The following is a 17545-nucleotide window of genomic DNA, read 5'->3' as shown; positions in this document are numbered from 1 at the left end:
AAATGCCTGATCGCGTTTTCCCTCATCCCTGGCTGAGCGTTTCGCTGCTGATCGGCTGGCTGCTGCTGATGAATTCGGTATCGTTCGGCAATCTGATCATGGCCGCCCTGCTGGCATGCCTGATTCCCTGGCTGACCCATGTATTCTGGCCCCGCTCGCCCCATCGCTTGCGGTTTGGCCAGTTGCTGGTATTCGTCTGCCGGGTGCTCAGCGATATCCTGCTGGCCAATCTGCAAGTGGCTAGGTTAATTCTCGGGCCGCGCCGGCAGCTGCGGCCGGCGTTTGTCCACTATCCGCTGCAGTTGCAGCAGGATTTTTCGATCAGCGTGCTGGCCAGCACTATTTCGCTGACGCCCGGGACAGTGTCGGCCGATATCAGTCCGGATCGCAGTACCCTGCTGATTCACGGTCTGGATGTGGGCGATGAGCAGGCGCTGATCGATCATATCCGCCAGCGTTATGAAGAACCCATTCGGGAGATTTTCGAATGCTCGACACCGTAATTCTGCTCTGTCTGGGCATCATCACCGCTGCTCTGCTGCTGACCTTTGCCCGGTTAATCAAGGGGCCGGATCTGCCTGATCGGATTCTTGCGCTCGATACCCTCTATATCAACGGCATCGCGCTGATCATGCTGCTCGGTCTGTATCTGGACTCAAACCTGTTCTTTGAAGCCGCGCTGTTGATTGCAGTAATGGGGTTCGTCAGTACCGTTGCCATCGCCAAGCACTTGTTGCGCGGCAACATCATTGAATAGGAGCGTGCCATGAGCGATGCGAGCTGGGTGGAATGGCTGGTCGCAGCGTTGCTGCTGACCGGGAGCCTGTTTGCGCTGGTTGGCGCGATCGGGCTGTTCAAGTTGCCGGACTTTTTTATGCGCCTGCATGGGCCGACCAAGGCAACCACGCTGGGCGTGGGGGCGCTGGTGCTGGGGTCGATGGCGTATTTCAGTGCCCAAAGTGGCAGCATCAGCCTGCACGAGCTGCTGATTACCTTCTTTCTGTTCCTGACAGCACCGGTCAGCGCCAATATGCTGGCCAAGGCTGCCATGCACGAGAAGCTGCGCCGCGAGCCTCGCACTCGCGGCGAACCCTGGGACCAATAGGGACGCAGCAGGCTGCGTCCCGGGCAATCATGCCGCTGGTGTCGCGGGCTTGAGGCGCGGCAGGCCGAAGGCGATCGCCAGTACTGCCATCAGACCAAGCAGCCAGCAGTAGTGCACCTGGCTGATCAGCAGCATTGGTGACAGCGCCGCTAGCGAGCCGGCGAGCAGAATCTGTGCGCCATAGGGAATCAGGCCCTGAATCACGCAGGAAAAGATGTCGAGCAGGCTGGCGCTGCGGCGCGGGTCTACCTGGTAGTGGTCAGCCAGATCCTTCGCGACACTGCCGCTGATGATGATGGCGACAGTGTTGTTGGCGACAAACAGGTTGGTCAGGCTGACCAGTCCGGCGATCCCGGTTTCTCCGCTGCGACGGCCCGCAGAGCGTGAGGTCAGCGCCTGAATGCGCTCGCGTAGCCAGTCCAGCCCGCCTTCCTGCTTCATGATGGCCGACAGGCCACCAATCAGCATCGACAAAATAGTGATCTCCAGCATCCCGGCGAAGCCCTGGTAGATGTCGTTGCCGTAGCTGGCCAGCGCGTAGTCCGGCTTGACCAGCATGCCGGTCACGCCAGACAGGATGATGCCGGTCATCAGCACGATCATGACGTCGAGCCCGCACAGGGCCAGAACCAGTACGCTCAGATACGGCAGTACCAGCCAGGGGTTGTAGGCCTCAACGGCGGCGGCCCCGTGAGCATCGCCGACTACAAACAGCACTGCCAGGGTCAGCAGCATGGCGGGCAGGGCAATAATCAGGTTGAGACGGAACTTGTCGCGCATGCCGACACCTTGGGTCCGGGTGGCAGCGATGGTGGTGTCGGAGATGATCGACAGGTTGTCTCCGGCCATCGCTCCGCCAATTACCGCGCCAACCGCCAGCGGAATCGATAGGCCCGTAGCCTCGGCAAAGCCAAGGGCAATGGGCACCAGTGCACCGATGGTTCCCATTGAGGTGCCCATCGCAGTGGAAATGAAGGCGGCAATCACAAACAGGCCCGGCAGGATCAGGCTCGGTGGCAGTACGCTGAGGCCCATGTTCACGGTGGCGTCGACGCCGCCAATTGCTTTGGTCACGCTGGAGAAGGCGCCTGCCAGCAGAAATACCAGCGCCATAGTGATGATGTTGCGATCACCTATGCCGTCAATAAAGGTCTGCAGGTTCTCGCGGTAGCTCGGTTTGGCCAGCAGAAGCCCGAGGATGATGGCGGGCAGTATCGCGACCGGGGCCTTGATCTGATAGAACGCGAAGTCGGTGCCGGACAGGCTGTAGTAAATGCCGCTGCCGAGGAAAATCAGCAGGAACAGCAACAGCGGGAGCAGGGCTGAGGCCCTGGGATGTACGGGTTTAGGCATGGGTTGTCTCTGACAGCAAAGGGACACGTCGGGTCTGTCGACGATGGCCGCGCAGTGTAGCAGAGGCTGTCAGGCTCGAGTATGCAACTGGTCGGGAGCTGGCGGGTCACTGTGACCCGCCTGGTCAGACTCAGGGTGCCAGAGCAACGCGTGTAGCAGGCATACGCGGGGCAATGTTGATGACTACGCGGCGGTTCTGCTCACGTCCGGCGGCGGTAGCGTTGTCACCACGGGGGTCGGCTTCGCCCAGGCTGATCAATTCCATGTTGTTGCGGCTGACGCCGCCGAGTTGCAGCACACTGGCAACCGCTTGCGCGCGTTCCAGGCTGAGGCGCTGGTTGATGGTGTCATCGCCCAGGCTGTCGCTGTAACCGGTCACCTGAATGTGACTGTCGGTAGCGCCGCGCAGCAGCTTGGCAACCCGGGACAGTGGGACCAGCCCGGAGGGCAGCAGCAGGGTGCGCTTGGGGTGGAAGTTGCCATTGACCGGGATGATCAGACGTACGTTGTCGCCGTCGCGTTCAATCTCGTAACGCTCTTCTGCGGCAATGGTATTAAGTTCGTCGATGTGCAAGTGCACCCAAGGGGTGACCTGCGGCGGCGGTGGCGGAGGGGTTGCCTTGGTGCTGGAGCAGGCGGTCAGCAGAATCAGGGCACTTCCGAGTGAAATGGCAGAAAGCAGTTTCATTGTTATATATCCACACGCAGTTCGGGAACCAAATGCGCTTGCTGGAATCGCAAGCGGGACGATGCGGCACAGGTTACCATTGGCGTGGTGGTTTGTGAGCTGCCGTATGTCATGATTCACGCCTGAGTCCGCTTAACGCAAAGGAGTTCACAGATTGAGTCCGATTCGCTGGGGTATAGCGGCCTTGGTGTCGCCATTGCTGCTGACCGGTTGTGGCGTCATGCAGGGAGTCTGGAGTGGTGAACAGCAGCGGTTGAGCGGCTTGCTGGAGCGCAGCAACGGCGGTTTTGTACTCCGTGAATGTGGTAGCCAACGCGTGATTCCGCTGGTCGAGTCAGAAAACGTGAGCGCGATCTACCTGCAAGCCAGTCAGCCCGGCCAAACGGCGATCTTTACCGATCTGACCGGCCAGCTTGATCGGCATGGCCGTCTGCATCCTGATCAGGTGCTGCGCATGCAGTCACATGGGCGTGGCTGTAGTGATGACAGCGCACGTACCGCGCAGTGGGTTGCGCAGGGATACCAACCGGTCTGGCAGGCCTGGTTGTCTCCGGGCGGGTTGGTGCGTTTTGATGGCGAGCTGACTTACCCGGCGCGTTCCGTGGTGATCGAACAGCTACCCGATGGCGCACTGAATGCGGCCAGTCTGCCTGATCATCAGGTCGAGTTGTGGCTGTATCCGCAACCCTGCCAGGACCCGACGACAGGGGACTATTTCCACCTGCGCGCCACGCTGCTGGTCAACGGTGAGCAACTGCGTGGTTGTGGCTACCAGGGTGCTCTGGCCACGCCCTGATAGCCACAGCGGCTGCTGCCAGGCATCAGCCGCCGAGGTAGGCCTTGCGCACTTCCGGGTCGGCCAGCAGCGCCTCGCCGCTGTCTTCCAGCACGATATGACCGTGCTCCATTACGTAACCTCGGTCAGCCAGTTTGAGCGCCTGGTTGGCGTTCTGTTCGACCAGAAAGACGGTAACGCCCTGCTGGCGCAGCTGCTCGATGATATCGAAGATCTGCTGGATGATGATGGGCGCCAGGCCCAGTGACGGCTCGTCCAGCAGCAGCAGGCGCGGCTTGCTCATCAGTGCTCGGCCGATCGCGAGCATCTGTTGCTCGCCGCCGGACATGGTCCCTGCGCGCTGCTGGTAGCGCTCCTTCAGTCGTGGGAACAGCGTCAGCACAGTGTCGAGCTGAACCTGACGGGTTTCCCGGTCACTGAAAAAGGCCCCCATACTCAGGTTTTCCTCGACCGTCAGGCGCGAGAACACGCGGCGTCCTTCCGGCACGATGGCAATTTCCTTGCGCATGATTTCGGCGGTGGTCAGGCCGGTCAGTTCGTCGCCTTCGTAGCGAATACTGCCGGTTGTGGCCTTGGGGTCGCCGCACAGAGTCATCAGCAGGGTGGTTTTGCCGGCGCCGTTGGCGCCGATCAGGGTAACGATTTCGCCGCGACGTACCTCAAGGTTGACGTCATGCAGCGCCTGAATCTTCCCGTAGTGGGTCGACACGTTCTTCATGTACAGCATGCGGTGCTTTCCCTCAGGTCTCGCCCAGATAGGCTTTGATGACGTCCGGATTCTGCTTGATCTCGTCCGGGGTGCCGGCGGCTAGCGGGCGGCCCTGGTTGATTACGACGATGTGGTCGGAAATGCTCATAACCAGCTTCATGTCATGCTCGATCAGCAGCACGGTAATTTGGTGCTCATCGCGCAGTTCACTGATCAGCGTCTTGAGGTCGTCAGTCTCCTTCGGATTCAGGCCGGCGGCGGGTTCATCAAGCATCAGCAGTTTCGGCCGAGTCACCATGCAGCGGGCGATCTCCAGCCGACGCTGCTGGCCGTAGGCCAGAGTGTTGGCCGGGCGGTTGGCAAACTCGCGTAGGTCGACACGGTCTAGCCAGAATGCGGCGCGCTCCATCGCCTCCTGCTCGCTGCGGCGGTAGCCCGGGGTCTTGAACAGACCCGCCAGCAGGTTGGTTTTCATGTGCTGGTGCTGCGCTACCAGCAGGTTTTCCACTACGGTCATTTCCTTGAACAGGCGCACGTGCTGGAAGGTGCGGATCATGCCGCGACGGGCGACCTTGAAACCGGGCATGCCCTGAATCTCGCGGCCATCGAAGACGATTTTGCCGCCGCTCGGCTTGTAGAAGCCGGTCAGGCAGTTGAACACGGTCGTCTTGCCAGCCCCATTGGGGCCGATCATCGACACGATCTGACCGGGTTGGACGCTGAGGTGAACGCCGTCAACGGCCAGCAGGCCGCCGAAGCGCATGGTCAGGCCCGATACGTCGAGAAGGGGGCGGCTCATGTACGTAACTCCATGTGCGGACGGCTCATCGGCAGCAGACCCTGCGGTCGCCAGATCATCATCAGGACCATCATCAGGCCGAACAGCAGCATGCGGTATTCATCAAATTCGCGCGCCATCTCCGGCAGGATGGTCATGATGATCGCAGCCAGAATGACGCCGACCTGTGACCCCATGCCGCCGAGTACCACAATGGCGAGGATGATGGCGGACTCAATGAAGGTGAACGATTCCGGGCTGATGAAGCCCTGGCGTGCGGCGAAGAAGCAGCCAGCAAAGCCGGCGAAGCTGGCGCCGATGGTGAAGGCACCCAGCTTGACAGCAGTCGGGTTGATGCCCAGTGCGCGGCAGGCGATCTCATCTTCGCGCAGGGCTTCCCAGGCACGGCCGATCGGCATGCGCAGCAGGCGGTTGATCACAAACAGGGTGATCAGCACCAGTAGCAGGGCCAGCAGGTAGAGGAAGATCACCCGATGTTCAGAGTTGTAGCTGATGCCGACAAACTCATGGAAGCTCTGCATGCCTTCGCTGGCGCGGCGGCTGAATTCCAGGCCAAACAGTGTCGGTTTGGGGATGCCGCCGATGCCGTTTGGGCCGTTGGTCAGCCAAGTCATGTTGTTCAGCAGGATGCGGATGATCTCGCCGAAGCCGAGCGTCACGATGGCCAGATAGTCGCCACGCAGGCGCAGTACCGGGAAGCCGAGCAGGAAGCCGAACAGGGCGGCCAGGCAACCGGCGATCAGCAGACCAGTCCAGAAGCCGACATCGAAGTACATCGCCATCAACGCGTAGCCATACGCGCCAACCGCGTAGAAACCGACGTAGCCGAGGTCCAGCAGGCCGGCCAGACCCACCACGATGTTCAGACCCAGGCCCAGCATCACATAGATCAGCACCAGGGTGCCGAGGTCGGTTCCGCTGCGATTGGACAGAAACGGCCAGATGATGGCTGCGGCAATCATGAAACACCAGAAGAGACGGCGTATGGCCGGCTTGCTGGCAAACTGATTCATGCTTTCAGGTGCTTTGGGCAGGCCCGGCAGTCCCTTCCACAGCGCACTGAGCTGATCGCGGAACAGGTTAAAGCAGAACAGGAAGGCGGCGGCAGCGCCGATTTTCCAGTACACGTCTGGCCCGGCGCCAACCAGGGCTAGGGTTGTTCCCTGCTGATCAAGGCGTATGCCGAGCAGCAGGCCGGTCAGAATGGTAACGACGACGGCAGAGATGATCGCCGGTTTGAGGTTTGCGCGGATCATACCTTCTCCACCTCCGGGCGCCCGAGGATGCCACTGGGGCGGAACAGCAAAATCAGAATCAGCAGGCCAAAGGAGACCACATCCTTGTATTCGGTACTGAAGTAACCGGCGGTCATTGATTCGGTTACGCCCAGCAGCAGGCCACCAAGTACGGCTCCCGGGATGCTGCCAATTCCGCCAAGTACGGCGGCGGTGAAGGCCTTGAGGCCGGCCATGAAGCCGATGTAGGGATTGATTACGCCGTAGTACATGCCCAGCAGGACACCGGCGACGGCAGCCAGTGCAGCGCCAATAACGAAGGTCAGGGCGATGACGGCGTTGGTGTTGATGCCAAGCAGGTTGGTCATCTTCAGGTCTTCGGCGCAGGCACGACAGGCGCGGCCCATGCGTGACCGGGAGATGAACAAGGTCAGCAGGGTCATGGTGACCAGGGTCACGACGAAGATGACCATCTGCATGTAGGAGAGGGTCGCGTGGAAGCCATCGTGTGGCCCTAGGTCGACGCCGCCGCTGATCAGGGTTGGCATGGCGATGTCGCGCGAGCCCTGGGCTATACGCACCAGGTTCTGCAGGAAGATCGACATACCGATGGCGGAAATCAGCGGAATAAGGCGGTTGCCGCCGCGCAGCGGGCGGTAGGCGACACGTTCGATGCTGTAGCCGTAAGCGCTGGTCACCATCATGCTGATGGCAAACGCCGCGACGATCATCACCGGCACCGACTCGATACCGAACATCGCCAGCGCGGCAATGACGATAAAGGTGATGTAGCTGCCGATCATGTACACCTCGCCATGGGCGAAGTTGATCATGCCGATGATGCCGTAGACCATGGTGTAGCCAATGGCGATCAGGGCGTAGGTGCTGCCGACGGTCAGACCGTTGAGCAACTGTTGAATAAGGTAATAAAGGGACTCTGGCATGGCCATGACACCGAAGGGACAAGGGAAACAGTGCTGGTCCGCACAGGCGTGCGTTCGACGCTAAAAAAGCGGGCCTGCCAACGCAGGGTTGGGCAGGCCCGTTGCGGGTCGATTACTCGGTCAGTGCGGTCTTGCTGGCGTCAGCGTGCCATTCATAGACGACGAAGTTGAAGTCCTTCAGGTCGCCCTTTTCATCGAAGCTGAGAGTGCCGGTCGGGGTTTCGAAGCTGTTGCTGCGCAGGGCGTCAGCTACGGCTTCGGTGTCGGTGCTGTCAGCGATCCGAATACCGTCGGCAATGACCTGGACTGCTGCGTAGGCCGGGAACACGAACGGACCGGAGGGGTCTTCGTTTTTGGCCTTGAATGCCTCAACCAGGTGGGCGTTCTTCGGGTCCTGATCGAAAGCTTTCGGCAGGGTAACCAGCAGGCCTTCCGATGCTTCACCGGCGATCGCGGAGATGTCAGTGTTACCGACGCCTTCCGGACCCATGAAGCGAACGTCCAGACCCTGTTCGCCAGCCTGGCGCAGGATCAGGCCGAGTTCGGGGTGATAGCCGCCGTAGTAGACGAAGTCCACGTCGGCCTGGCGCAGCTTGGCGATCAGGGCAGAGAAGTCCTTGTCGCCGGCGGTGATGCCTTCGAATACCGGTACTTCAACGTCATTGGCCAGCAGCACATCACGCACGGCGGTAGCAATACCTTCGCCGTATTGCTGCTTATCATGGATGACGGCAACTTTCTGCGGGTGGATGTGCTCGACGATATAGTTGCCGGCGGTCGGGCCCTGCAGGCTGTCGAGGCCGATGGTACGGAAGACCATCTGGTAGCCGCGGTCGGTGATCTCAGGGCTGGTAGAGGCCGCAGTGATCATCAGGATGCCTTCTTCCTCATAGATATCGGATGCGGGCTGGGTCGAGCTGGAGCAGAGGTGACCAACCACAAAGCTGATGCCCTCATTGACGATCCGGTTGGCCACCGCTACGGCCTGCTTCGGATCACAGGCATCGTCAAACACCACACCTTCGAGCTGGGCACCGTTTACGCCGCCAGCGTTGTTGATCTGCTCAATGGCCATCTTGGCGCCAATGAACTGCATGTCTCCATACTGGGCAACCGGGCCGGTAACCGGGCCGGCCAGAGCGATCTTGATGGTGTCCGCTGCGACTGCACAGGTGCTGGCGCCAACCAGCGCCGCTGCGGCGATCATCCGGGAAAGTGCTTTTTTGTGTGCCATTTTCATGTCATCTGCTCACTTATGTTGTTATGCCGAAAAAGGGGTCGGTGCAGTGCTTCGTAATAGAACGCGACATCGGTTCGGAACTGTACCGGCGCAGTTTAGCAACCGTCCTGTGGCCAATGGAATCTGGGTTGTGCAAAAAATAAACCCATGTCCTCAAACTGCAATAATCTGTCTTTATGGCGACATCTTCGGATCAAGAATAGCCATTTATGCAGAACCTGCGTCATCTGAAGTACAACAGTGGCTTGCGTTACGGCGCGAGGGCATTAGTATTCTGCGGCTTAAACCAAGGGAGACTGTGAGCGAGTATGACGGTATCAGATGAAGCCTACGCGGCGATTCTTGGCGCGACTGCGCAGATCGAATGGAAGGTGCTGGAGCCGCATTTTGCCCGCGGCGACCTGCTGGCAGTTGATGCGGCGCTGGATCTGGTGCAAGTGGCGGCGGCGATGATGGAGGACAACAGCGAAGCAATCAAAGGCTGGATGGACTCTGGCAAGCTGCAGGTGGCAAGCGACAGTTGCGCCGCCGATTGGGCCGAGCGTGATCCGGATACCCTGTGGGCGGTGGTGATTCGGCCCTGGGTGCTGGTGCAGGAGCGGGCGGCCTGATCGGTCTGCTTAACGGTGGGCGTTTGTTTAGCCTAGTCGGGCACGTAACCAACCGCTCAAGGCATCGACCAGCAGCACCATCGCCAGCATCGCAATGATGACGCTGGAGGCTTTGGACTGCTGGAACAGGCTGAGTGTGACGTGCAGCATCTGGCCGAGCCCTCCAGCGCCGACAAAGCCGAGTACCGCAGCCATGCGGATGTTGTTTTCCCAGCGATACAGGGTGTAAGACAGCCATTGCGGCAGGACGCCGGGCAGGGTGCCGTACAGGAACGCGGTAATGCGCCCGGCGCCGGACTCACGCAGGGCAACGGCCGGAGCGGTCGGAGTATTTTCCAGCGCCTCGGCGAACAGCCTGCCAAGTACCCCAGTGGTATGCAGCGCCAGTGCCAGTGTGCCGGCAAAGGGGCCGAGCCCGGCAGCCAGCACCATCAGTGCCGCCCAGACCAGTTCCGGTACCGAACGTAGCGCGTTGAGGAGCAGCCGGCAGAGGCTGCGGGCGACAGCACCCATGCGGCCGGCAGCGAGCAGGCTGAGAACGGCGCCGAACAAGGCTGCCAGCAGTGTACCGATCGCCGAGATAGCCAGCGTTTCCAGCGCCCCTTGCCAGAGCTTGGCCAGCCACGCCGGGGTGGTATTGGGTGGGAAGAAGGCCGCCACATAGCGGGCCATCTGTTCGCGCCCATCGGCGGTGACCAGCGCACTGAAATCCAGTTGCAGCCAGATAAACGAGGCAGCAACCGCGCCGCATAGCAGAGTCAGGGTGACCAGGTTGGCCAGTATGCGTTTCATGCCAGCCTCCTGCGCAGGTGCAGGCTGATCTGGTCTGCGAACAGTACCAGCAGCAGGAAGGTCAGCAGGATGCTTACCACCTCACCACCGGCAAACATGCGAATCGACAGGTCAATCATCTGACCCAGTCCGCCGGCACCGACAAAGCCCATTACGACCGAAGCCCGTACTGCACACTCCCAGCGGTAGAGGCTGTAGGAAGTCAGCTCCTGTGCTGCATTGGGCAGCAGGCCATAAAAGAAGGCGGCAGTGCGCGAGCTGCCACTCTGCAGTAATGCCCGTGCCGGCGCCTGATCGACTGACTCGAGAATCTCGGCGTAGACCTTACCGAGCATACCGCTGTAGGTAATGGCAATGGCCAGCACCCCGGCGGTCGGCCCCAGGCCCACGGCCCGGACGAACAGCAGCGCCCAGACGATCTCCGGGATGCTGCGCAGCACAATCAACAGCAGACGCATCGGGTACCGCAAGGCCCGCCCCAGTCGGCTGGGCCGGCCCGTTAGTAAAGCGGAGACCGACAGCGCGCGGGTGGCCATCAGGCTGGCAGGGATTGCCAGTAACAAGGCTAGCGCCATACCGGCGGTTGCCATGGCGAGGGTTTCCAGCGTAGCGCGTACCAGCAGGCGGAGAAATTCGGCGTCGGTCGCCGGAGGCCAGAAGCCGCTGAGAAAGCGGCCCATGGTTTCCAGACTCTGGCTGTTGAACAGCGTCTGCGGACGAAATTCGGTTAGCTGCAGGCCGGGCCAGAGCAGCAGCAATATAACCGCCGTCAGCAGAGCGCGGGGCAGCGCGGCAGGGTCGCGTTGGCGCCAGTGGGCAGACGCAGGCATCACAGGCAGCGGACCGGCCGGGCAGGGTCGCCGGACAACGGCCTGGGCGTACCTGCTGACAGTGTGCTGTTGGCGTAGAGTGCGGTCAGGTCCTGCTCGCTCACCTCGTCAGCCGGTTTATCGAACAGCACCTTGCCAGCGCGCAGGCCGACAATACGTGGGAAGTGCTTGAGCGCCAGATCCACTGCATGCAGGCTGGCGATCAGGGGGAGCTGTCGTTCGCGGGCAACTTCACCCAGCAGGCTCAGCGTGTGATCGGCCAGCACCGGGTCCATCGCCGAAACTGGCTCGTCGGCCAGCAGCAGGTCCGGGCGTTGATACAGGGTGCGAGCAATGCCGACGCGTTGCTGTTGGCCGCCGGACAACTGATCGCAGCGCTCGAACACACGATCGGCCAGGTCCAGACGGGCCAGTTCCTGCCGCGCCCCCGGGATGTCCAGCGGGTAGCACAGCGAGACCAGTGCGCGCAGCAGTGACCACTGGCCCAATCGCCCGGCCAGTACGGCGGTGACCACCCGCTGTCGCGGTGGCAGAGGTGGGCTCTGGTGGATCAGACCAATGCGGCTGCGCAGGCGTCGTAGGGCGCCGCCACGTAGCCTTGCCGGGCGCTGGTTGAGCAGATCCAGCTCGCCGCTGCTGGGCAGCAGGCTGGTGGCGAGCAGCCGCAATAACGTGGTTTTTCCCGCACCGGACGGGCCAATAATGGCGACCTGTTCGCCCGGTGCCAGCGTCAAGTCAACTGCCTGCAGTGCCGTTTGCCCGTTGGGGTGGACATAGCCCACCCCGGACAGGCGGACACTCACTCCAGCAGGCCCGCTGAGCGTGCGGCTTCTTCAATGCCGGTGTAGTTCTCGGCGCTGGTCGGTACGAAGCGCGAGGCGCGTTGCAGATCGAGGATGGTCTTGTGCGCCGGGTTGGCCGGGTCCAGTGCCAGGAAGGCGGCACGGATGCGTTCAACCAGTTCCGGCTCCAGATCACCGCGCACCGTCCAGTTGTAATCGTAGTAGGTCGGGGTTGTGGTGTAGACGTGTACCTTGCTGGTGTCGACCTTATCCTGCTCAAGCAGTTTTTCCCAGACCGAGGAGTTCAGTACCCCTGCGTCTACCTTGCCGGACTCGACCCAGGCGACGGTGGCGTCGTGGGCGCCGGAGAAACCAACGCGGCTGAAGAAGGTATCCGGGTCAATACCGTCCTGTTGCAGGAAGTAGCGTGGCATCAGGTGGCCTGAGGTGGACGAGACCGAGCCAAAGGCGAAGCTTTTACCCTTGAGGTCGGCGTGGCTGTGTACGTCCGGGTCCGCGGTGATGAAGGTGCTGGTAAAGACTTCATCCTGTTCACGCTGTACCAGCGGAATGGCGTTGCCGGTGCGCAGCTTGGCTTGCACGAAGGTAAAACCGCCGAGCCAGGCCATATCCAGACGCTTGGAGCCCAGCGCTTCGACTACGCCGGCGTAGTCGGATACCGGTTGGAATACGACCGGGATGCCCAGTTGCTCCTGCAGGTAATTACCGAGGGGTTCAAACTTGCGCAGCAACTCGGTAGGTGCTTCATCCGGAATGGCAGAAACGCGAAGTTCGGTTGTTTCAGCGCTGGCAGCAGCAGAGAACAGGGTGGCAACAGACAGGCAAAGGCCTGCCAGCAGCGCGGCGGGGCGACGGCGTTCAGACATGATTTTCTCCGGTTCAATAGCGGAATACTCAAGCTCAAGCTTGTTACTTGGGCAGGGCGTGTGCGCAGTTTAGTGAAAAATGATGACGAGGCGAAGCACTGCTTCGATGCAGGCGCAATTGTTGTCGCTTGGATTACACTGCCGGTTTTCGCTCGGAGTCTTCCCATGCGCTGGCCGCTGGCTGCCAATCTGTCGATGTTGTTTTCCGAACTGCCTTTGCATGAGCGGCCGGCTGCTGCCTGCGCGGCTGGCTTTGCCGGGGTGGAAATCCAGTTTCCCTATGAGCTGGCGGCCAGTCAGCTTGAGCGTGAGTTGGCGCGTCTGGCGCTGCCGCTCGTGTTGATCAATGTACCTGCTGGTGACCTGATGCAAGGCGGAGCCGGGCTGGCTGCTGTGCCCGAATGCCGCGCCGGGTTCCAGGCCGCTCTGGAGCAGGCCGTGGCATATGCCGAGCGCGCTCGGCCGCAGCGCGTTAATGTCTTGCCGGGGCGGCTGGCCGATGGCGTTGAGCGGGAGGCCGCACTGGCCTGTCTGGCCGACAATCTGCGGCTGGCGGCCGACCGCTTTGCCGGTCTGGGGGTGGGCGTCTGCTGCGAAGCGATCAATCGGCTGGATATGCCGGGTTTTTTGGTCTCCAGCTCCGCTGAGTTGGACGATTTGCTGGCCCGGGTTGATCACTCGAATCTGTCTGCCCAGCTTGATCTTTATCACATGGTGCGCATGGGCGAGGCGTTGCCGGAGTCGATTGGCCGGTTGGCCGGACGGATTGGTCATGTGCAATTCGCTGACGCGCCGGGTCGCGGCGCGCCCGGTTCGGGTAGCCTCGACTTTGTCGGCGCAATGCAGGCACTTGATGAGGCCAACTATCGTGGCTGGCTGGCCGCCGAATATCGGCCGGGTGTGAACGACACCCTGGCGTGGTTGGCAGACTGGCGGGCGGCTGGCTGGGTCGGCTGATCAGACTCCGGGGCCACAACGTACTTCGCTGGCTCGGGCCAGCGGTTCATCGCTGTGATCATCATACAGCCAGCCCGCCGGGCGCCAGCCGCGGCGGGCCAGCTCAAAGCGGTAGTGTTGTCCGGGCATGAAGTTGTGTTTTACCGCCATGATGCAGGTGCGTCGACCGCTGTTAAGTGCGCCTTGTACCGATCCGCCGGTGGACACTTCAAATTCGAATCGGACCTGCAGCTCATGCTGGCCGGGCGTGAAGTCGTCGAAGCGCAAGCTGCGCTCTGGCACGCCGTCCAGCCTGTAGGCGCGTACCAGACTGCCGACATCAGCGTCCAGAGTAACCCTGACGCGGTCGCTGGCAAGCGGGGGCTGGGGTTGTGCTGAGCAGGCGGCAAGCAGCAGACATGCCGCAACCACTGACAGTCTGTTCATGGCGTTTCCGCCTTGATGTTGTGGGGTTCCAGGTCTTCCATGCGTAGCGCCTTCTCGATGTCCAGGCCGATGATAAGAACGCCAATCACGGCACCGCCCTGCGGGTCGTGAATGCTGGTACTGACGTGAACCTGAAAGCGGCGAGTGGATTGGTCATAGTTTAGCGTGCTCATGTAGGGCTGATCGGAAAAGAACGGATCGGCGAACTTGGTCTCGTCGCCCTGCCAGTAGTCGGTCGTGGGTTCGCTAATGGCAACGTTCAAGCCCTGTTGGTCGGTGACAATGATCTCACTGATGACGCCATCGTGCTCGGCCTGTTTGGCCCGCAGCCACTTGGCCAATGGGGTATTCAGAATGCGGTTGGTCAGTGGCCGCTGGTCAGCGGGCAGCCTTTGCTCCTGGCGCCACTGCTGATCCAGCTGCTCAATTTGCTGGATAGACAGCGTCTGATTGCGCTGGTTCTGCTCGGCGACCGCGGCGATAAGGGCTGGCTCGTGGCGCCACCGGTCAAACAGCGTGTCGTGAAGCCTGTGCAGTCGCTGGCGTTCATCGGCTCGCAGCACACCAAACTCGGGCAAGCAGCCGAAGACATGGTTATTGAATCGTTCGAGGAAGTCGGGATGTCTGCCGATGTAGTGATTGGAAAAATAGACGCCCAGAGTGGTGTACTGCTGGAAATGCGCAAACCTGGGACGCAGCACCGTGGGCTGTCTGGTCATTTCGATCCGCAGCGTTTGCTGGTCGGCGAGGAATGCATCAACTCGGTCGCGTTGCAGCAATTGCAGCAGTTGCCCGGTGCCGCTGACCAGCGGATCAACCCGATACCCGTGTTGCTGCAGCCACTCGACTTCGTTGCTGCCACGGATGCCGGCAACGCGCAAGCTCGAGCCTAGCCCCAGGCTCGGTGGCCGGCTGGCGCTGTTGCTGAACCAATACCACTTCTCCAGCGCAAGCGGGGCCGAAAGGGTGGCAAAGCTGCTCGCTCGATTCATTCGGGTGGCGGAAAAAAAACCTTCGGCCTTGCCGTCGGCGACCTCCTGGATCGCTCGTTCCCACGGTAGCACGCGAATCTCGTACTCGACTTGCATGGCGTCGAAAATACAGGCTAGCGCCTTGACTGAGCTGCCCGCCAGCCGGTCCCCTTCACGTACCTGATAGGGCGGAAAAATGTCGGTGTTCAGACGAATGCTCCCAGCCTGAGTCGTGCAGGCCAACAAAATCAGCAGTGGCAGCATCAATACGCGGAGCATCGGCGGCAGTTCCTGAAGGGTTCTTTATCAATATAGGTGAAATCGTCGGCGTTATCGGCGGTTGGAAATATTTCGATAAATCCGATTGCTGCTGTCTGATCAAGCAGACCGATAGCGCTGGTGGAACGGTGTTCGGCGGCGCATCCTATTCAGACAACTTATTATCAGCAAGTCTGCGCATAAGCGATGTAGTGCATTTTACGAGGAGACACAGCATGCAAGACCTTCAGGGCAAGGTGGCGGTAATCACAGGTGGTGGCAGTGGCCTCGGTCGCGAACTGGCGCTGTGCTGCGCGGCACGCGGCATGAAGCTGGTGCTGGGGGATGTGGACGAGCGCGGCATGCAGGAAACGTTGCGTCTGGTTGAAGACGCAGCACCAGGCACCGAATCAGCCACCATGCGTCTGGATGTCTCCAAGCTGGAACAGGTACAAGCGTTGGCCGACCTGTGCAAGTCGCGCTTTGGTGGTGCTCATCTGCTGTTCAATAACGCGGGCGTCAGCGTTGGTGGTGCCGCCTGGGAAAACACCCCGGATGACTGGGAGTGGGTGATGGGCGTTAACGTCTACGGCGTGATCTGGGGCGTCAAGGTGTTCACCCCGATGATGATTGAGCAGGGTGAAGGCCACATCGTTAATACTGCCTCTGCCGCCGGCTGGCTCAATGGTCCGAACATGGCGGTCTACAACGTCAGCAAGCACTCAGTCGTTGCACTGTCTGAAACCCTGGCGCTGGATCTGCGTGACGTGGGTGCCAACGTCGGCGTGACCTGCTTGTGCCCGGCGTTCTTCCCCACCGGTATTTCCGAGTCCGAGCGTAACCGTCCGGCTGACAAGGCCGATACGGTCGCCCTCAGTGAGGTTGCGATCAAGCGTAGCGAGATGACCAAGGCTGCAGTTGCCAAGGGCAAGATTCAAGCGTCCGACGTCGCCGAAATGACCGTCAAGGCGGTTGAGGCCAACCAGTTCTATGTGTTCCCGCATCGCAAGATCAAGCAGTTGATTGCCCTGCGCGCGCAGGCAGCGGACAACGAACAGACCGTATTCGACTCGCTGAATCCCCAGTAACAGGCTGCTCCGCTGCATGCCGCAGTAGCGGAGCAGGCGGTTTTTGGGCAGGTCGAGCCCCGGCTCGACCTGCAGGCGGGAATGCAGCACGTTGGCCGAGTTGAAACTCGGTCTTACTGTCTGTCGGGTGTTTTTCAGCCTGCCAACGCCAGTTTCTGCCTGGCGGCTCTGGCAGGCTCTCCCAGCACAAAACCCTCGACTGCGGCGCGGGTATCCTGCATCGCTGTTTTATGCTCCATCTCCAGAAAGTGCCCCGTATGCGCGACGCTCACGAAGCGCGCGTTGGTCGCCAACCGACCAAAGCTGCGGGCATCCTCCACGCTGGTGTACTTGTCCCATGCGCCATTGATGAACAATAGCGGAATGTCGATGTTGCGCACGCAGCTCATGTACTGCCCTGCGTCGAGCTCCAGTACCTGACGTATGTGGAACAGCATCTGGCTGTATTCGTGTTCATCCAGGCTGCTGACATGACGGAAATTGCAACGCTTGTACAGCGAAGGTAGATGTTCGCCGATGGTATCGTTGATCAGCAGGGCGATAGCCTGTCGATCACAGGCTGCCAAATGCGTCTTGCCGCGCGTCAGGTAGTCCTGCATGTGCGGGTTGAGTATGGGCGAGAAAGAGGAGATGACGGCACGCTGAATACGTGACGGCCGTTGCGCCAGCGCCAGCATGGTGGCCACGCCTCCCCACGAGAACGACATGACCTGATCGGCCTGGAAGTGTTCTATCAGGTCGAGCAGGATCAGTGCTTCATCTTCCTTGCCGATCAACGGCAGCGAGGGGTTGTGCGGGCGCGAGTGACCGCTGTACGGCTGGTCGAACAGCACCACATTGCACAGCGGCTGCAGATAACGCAGGGTCTGGCCGAAGGATGCACTGGTTGCCAGCGAGCCGTTGACCAGGATGATGGTCGTCTCGCTGGCGGGATTGGGGTAAAACCAGGTGTGCACCTGCAAATCACGGTGCACGCGAATAACAGCTTTCTCAGCGTACATGGGCACCTCGATGTCAGTAGGGGTTGCCGACGCGGTGCGCCGACCGGAGTGCCCCCAGCTAACCCCAGGCAGA

21 protein-coding genes are annotated in these 17545 nt (G+C 60.9%); 7 read left to right on the top strand and 14 right to left on the bottom strand.

The window, feature by feature from the left end; all coding sequences use genetic code 11:
• The first annotated feature begins 2 nt into the window (after positions 1 to 2).
• Genes C1949_RS08125 through C1949_RS08115 form a run of 3 tightly spaced genes read left to right on the top strand, consistent with a single transcriptional unit; the run spans position 3 to position 1105 of the window.
• The gene (locus C1949_RS08125; RefSeq protein WP_211287102.1) at positions 3 to 503 is read left to right on the top strand and encodes a Na+/H+ antiporter subunit E; all 501 of its coding nucleotides are present in this window, start codon (positions 3 to 5) and stop codon (positions 501 to 503) included.
• On the top strand, positions 488 to 757 hold the full coding sequence (locus tag C1949_RS08120; protein WP_104737974.1) for a K+/H+ antiporter subunit F: 270 nt from the start codon (positions 488 to 490) through the stop codon (positions 755 to 757). The genes C1949_RS08125 and C1949_RS08120 overlap by 16 nt, the downstream gene beginning before the upstream one ends.
• A gap of 9 nt (positions 758 to 766) precedes the next feature.
• On the top strand, positions 767 to 1105 hold the full coding sequence (locus tag C1949_RS08115) for a Na+/H+ antiporter subunit G (RefSeq protein WP_104737973.1): 339 nt from the start codon (positions 767 to 769) through the stop codon (positions 1103 to 1105).
• A 27-nt stretch (positions 1106 to 1132) separates the two neighbouring features.
• Here the strand turns inward: C1949_RS08115 and C1949_RS08110 are convergent, their stop codons facing one another.
• Positions 1133 to 2458, bottom strand: coding sequence for a Na+/H+ antiporter NhaC family protein (locus C1949_RS08110; protein ID WP_104737972.1), 1326 nt, complete (start codon positions 2456 to 2458; stop codon positions 1133 to 1135).
• A gap of 130 nt (positions 2459 to 2588) precedes the next feature.
• A complete protein-coding gene (locus C1949_RS08105) occupies positions 2589 to 3146 on the bottom strand; it encodes an OmpA family protein (protein WP_104737971.1) in 558 nt (185 codons plus the stop codon).
• 154 nt (positions 3147 to 3300) lie between these two features.
• Here C1949_RS08105 and C1949_RS08100 point away from each other — a divergent pair, with 154 nt between their 5' ends.
• Positions 3301 to 3942 carry a hypothetical protein gene (locus C1949_RS08100; RefSeq protein WP_104737970.1) on the top strand — a complete coding sequence of 214 codons (642 nt, stop codon included), beginning with the start codon at positions 3301 to 3303 and terminating at the stop codon, positions 3940 to 3942.
• Positions 3943 to 3967: 25 nt separating this feature from the next.
• Here C1949_RS08100 and C1949_RS08095 read toward each other — a convergent pair whose 3' ends face one another.
• The 5 genes from C1949_RS08095 to C1949_RS08075 form a co-directional block, all read right to left on the bottom strand.
• A complete protein-coding gene (locus tag C1949_RS08095; RefSeq protein ID WP_104737969.1) occupies positions 3968 to 4669 on the bottom strand; it encodes an ABC transporter ATP-binding protein in 702 nt (233 codons plus the stop codon).
• A gap of 13 nt (positions 4670 to 4682) precedes the next feature.
• A complete protein-coding gene (gene livG / locus C1949_RS08090) occupies positions 4683 to 5450 on the bottom strand; it encodes a high-affinity branched-chain amino acid ABC transporter ATP-binding protein LivG (protein ID WP_104737968.1) in 768 nt (255 codons plus the stop codon).
• Positions 5447 to 6703: a high-affinity branched-chain amino acid ABC transporter permease LivM gene (locus C1949_RS08085; protein ID WP_104738002.1), complete on the bottom strand. Its 1257-nt coding sequence runs from the start codon at positions 6701 to 6703 to the stop codon at positions 5447 to 5449. Before C1949_RS08085 ends, livG begins: the two co-directional genes overlap by 4 nt.
• Positions 6703 to 7629: a high-affinity branched-chain amino acid ABC transporter permease LivH gene (gene livH, locus C1949_RS08080; protein ID WP_104738001.1), complete on the bottom strand. Its 927-nt coding sequence runs from the start codon at positions 7627 to 7629 to the stop codon at positions 6703 to 6705. The genes C1949_RS08085 and livH overlap by 1 nt, the downstream gene beginning before the upstream one ends.
• Before the next feature lie 112 nt (positions 7630 to 7741).
• Positions 7742 to 8869 carry a branched-chain amino acid ABC transporter substrate-binding protein gene (locus C1949_RS08075; RefSeq protein ID WP_104737967.1) on the bottom strand — a complete coding sequence of 376 codons (1128 nt, stop codon included), beginning with the start codon at positions 8867 to 8869 and terminating at the stop codon, positions 7742 to 7744.
• Between the two features lie 308 nt (positions 8870 to 9177).
• Here C1949_RS08075 and C1949_RS08070 point away from each other — a divergent pair, with 308 nt between their 5' ends.
• The gene (locus tag C1949_RS08070; RefSeq protein ID WP_104737966.1) at positions 9178 to 9480 is read left to right on the top strand and encodes a DUF2288 domain-containing protein; all 303 of its coding nucleotides are present in this window, start codon (positions 9178 to 9180) and stop codon (positions 9478 to 9480) included.
• A 27-nt stretch (positions 9481 to 9507) separates the two neighbouring features.
• On the opposite strand, the gene phnE is transcribed toward C1949_RS08070, so the two are convergent.
• Genes phnE through C1949_RS08050 form a run of 4 tightly spaced genes read right to left on the bottom strand, consistent with a single transcriptional unit; the run spans position 9508 to position 12771 of the window.
• Entirely contained in the window at positions 9508 to 10272 is a 765-nt protein-coding gene (gene phnE / locus C1949_RS08065) for a phosphonate ABC transporter, permease protein PhnE (RefSeq protein WP_104737965.1), read from the bottom strand.
• On the bottom strand, positions 10269 to 11102 hold the full coding sequence (locus C1949_RS08060; protein WP_104737964.1) for a PhnE/PtxC family ABC transporter permease: 834 nt from the start codon (positions 11100 to 11102) through the stop codon (positions 10269 to 10271). Before C1949_RS08060 ends, phnE begins: the two co-directional genes overlap by 4 nt.
• Entirely contained in the window at positions 11102 to 11905 is an 804-nt protein-coding gene (locus C1949_RS08055; RefSeq protein ID WP_104737963.1) for a phosphonate ABC transporter ATP-binding protein, read from the bottom strand. Before C1949_RS08055 ends, C1949_RS08060 begins: the two co-directional genes overlap by 1 nt.
• A complete protein-coding gene (locus C1949_RS08050) occupies positions 11902 to 12771 on the bottom strand; it encodes a putative selenate ABC transporter substrate-binding protein (protein WP_104737962.1) in 870 nt (289 codons plus the stop codon). The genes C1949_RS08055 and C1949_RS08050 overlap by 4 nt, the downstream gene beginning before the upstream one ends.
• A 165-nt stretch (positions 12772 to 12936) precedes the next feature.
• Here C1949_RS08050 and C1949_RS08045 point away from each other — a divergent pair, with 165 nt between their 5' ends.
• A complete protein-coding gene (locus tag C1949_RS08045; RefSeq protein WP_104737961.1) occupies positions 12937 to 13728 on the top strand; it encodes a hydroxypyruvate isomerase family protein in 792 nt (263 codons plus the stop codon).
• Here C1949_RS08045 and C1949_RS08040 read toward each other — a convergent pair whose 3' ends face one another.
• Together C1949_RS08040 and C1949_RS08035 are read right to left on the bottom strand one after the other, a co-directional pair.
• Positions 13729 to 14154, bottom strand: a complete 426-nt coding sequence (locus C1949_RS08040) for a PA0061/PA0062 family lipoprotein (RefSeq protein WP_104737960.1) — start codon at positions 14152 to 14154, stop codon at positions 13729 to 13731. It abuts the gene before it with no gap.
• On the bottom strand, positions 14151 to 15404 hold the full coding sequence (locus C1949_RS08035) for a transporter substrate-binding domain-containing protein (RefSeq protein ID WP_104737959.1): 1254 nt from the start codon (positions 15402 to 15404) through the stop codon (positions 14151 to 14153). The genes C1949_RS08040 and C1949_RS08035 overlap by 4 nt, the downstream gene beginning before the upstream one ends.
• 215 nt (positions 15405 to 15619) lie before the next feature.
• Between C1949_RS08035 and C1949_RS08030 the strand changes: the two genes are divergently transcribed.
• On the top strand, positions 15620 to 16471 hold the full coding sequence (locus C1949_RS08030; RefSeq protein ID WP_104737958.1) for an SDR family NAD(P)-dependent oxidoreductase: 852 nt from the start codon (positions 15620 to 15622) through the stop codon (positions 16469 to 16471).
• Between the two features lie 134 nt (positions 16472 to 16605).
• Here C1949_RS08030 and C1949_RS08025 read toward each other — a convergent pair whose 3' ends face one another.
• On the bottom strand, positions 16606 to 17472 hold the full coding sequence (locus tag C1949_RS08025) for an alpha/beta fold hydrolase (RefSeq protein WP_170063030.1): 867 nt from the start codon (positions 17470 to 17472) through the stop codon (positions 16606 to 16608).
• Positions 17473 to 17545: the final 73 nt, after the last annotated feature.

Source organism: Halopseudomonas oceani (assembly GCF_002903165.1).
Classification (GTDB): Bacteria; Pseudomonadota; Gammaproteobacteria; order Pseudomonadales; family Pseudomonadaceae; genus Halopseudomonas; species Halopseudomonas oceani.
The sequence above is the reverse complement of the archived record's forward strand: the minus strand, read 5'-3'. Positions and strand labels throughout refer to the sequence as shown.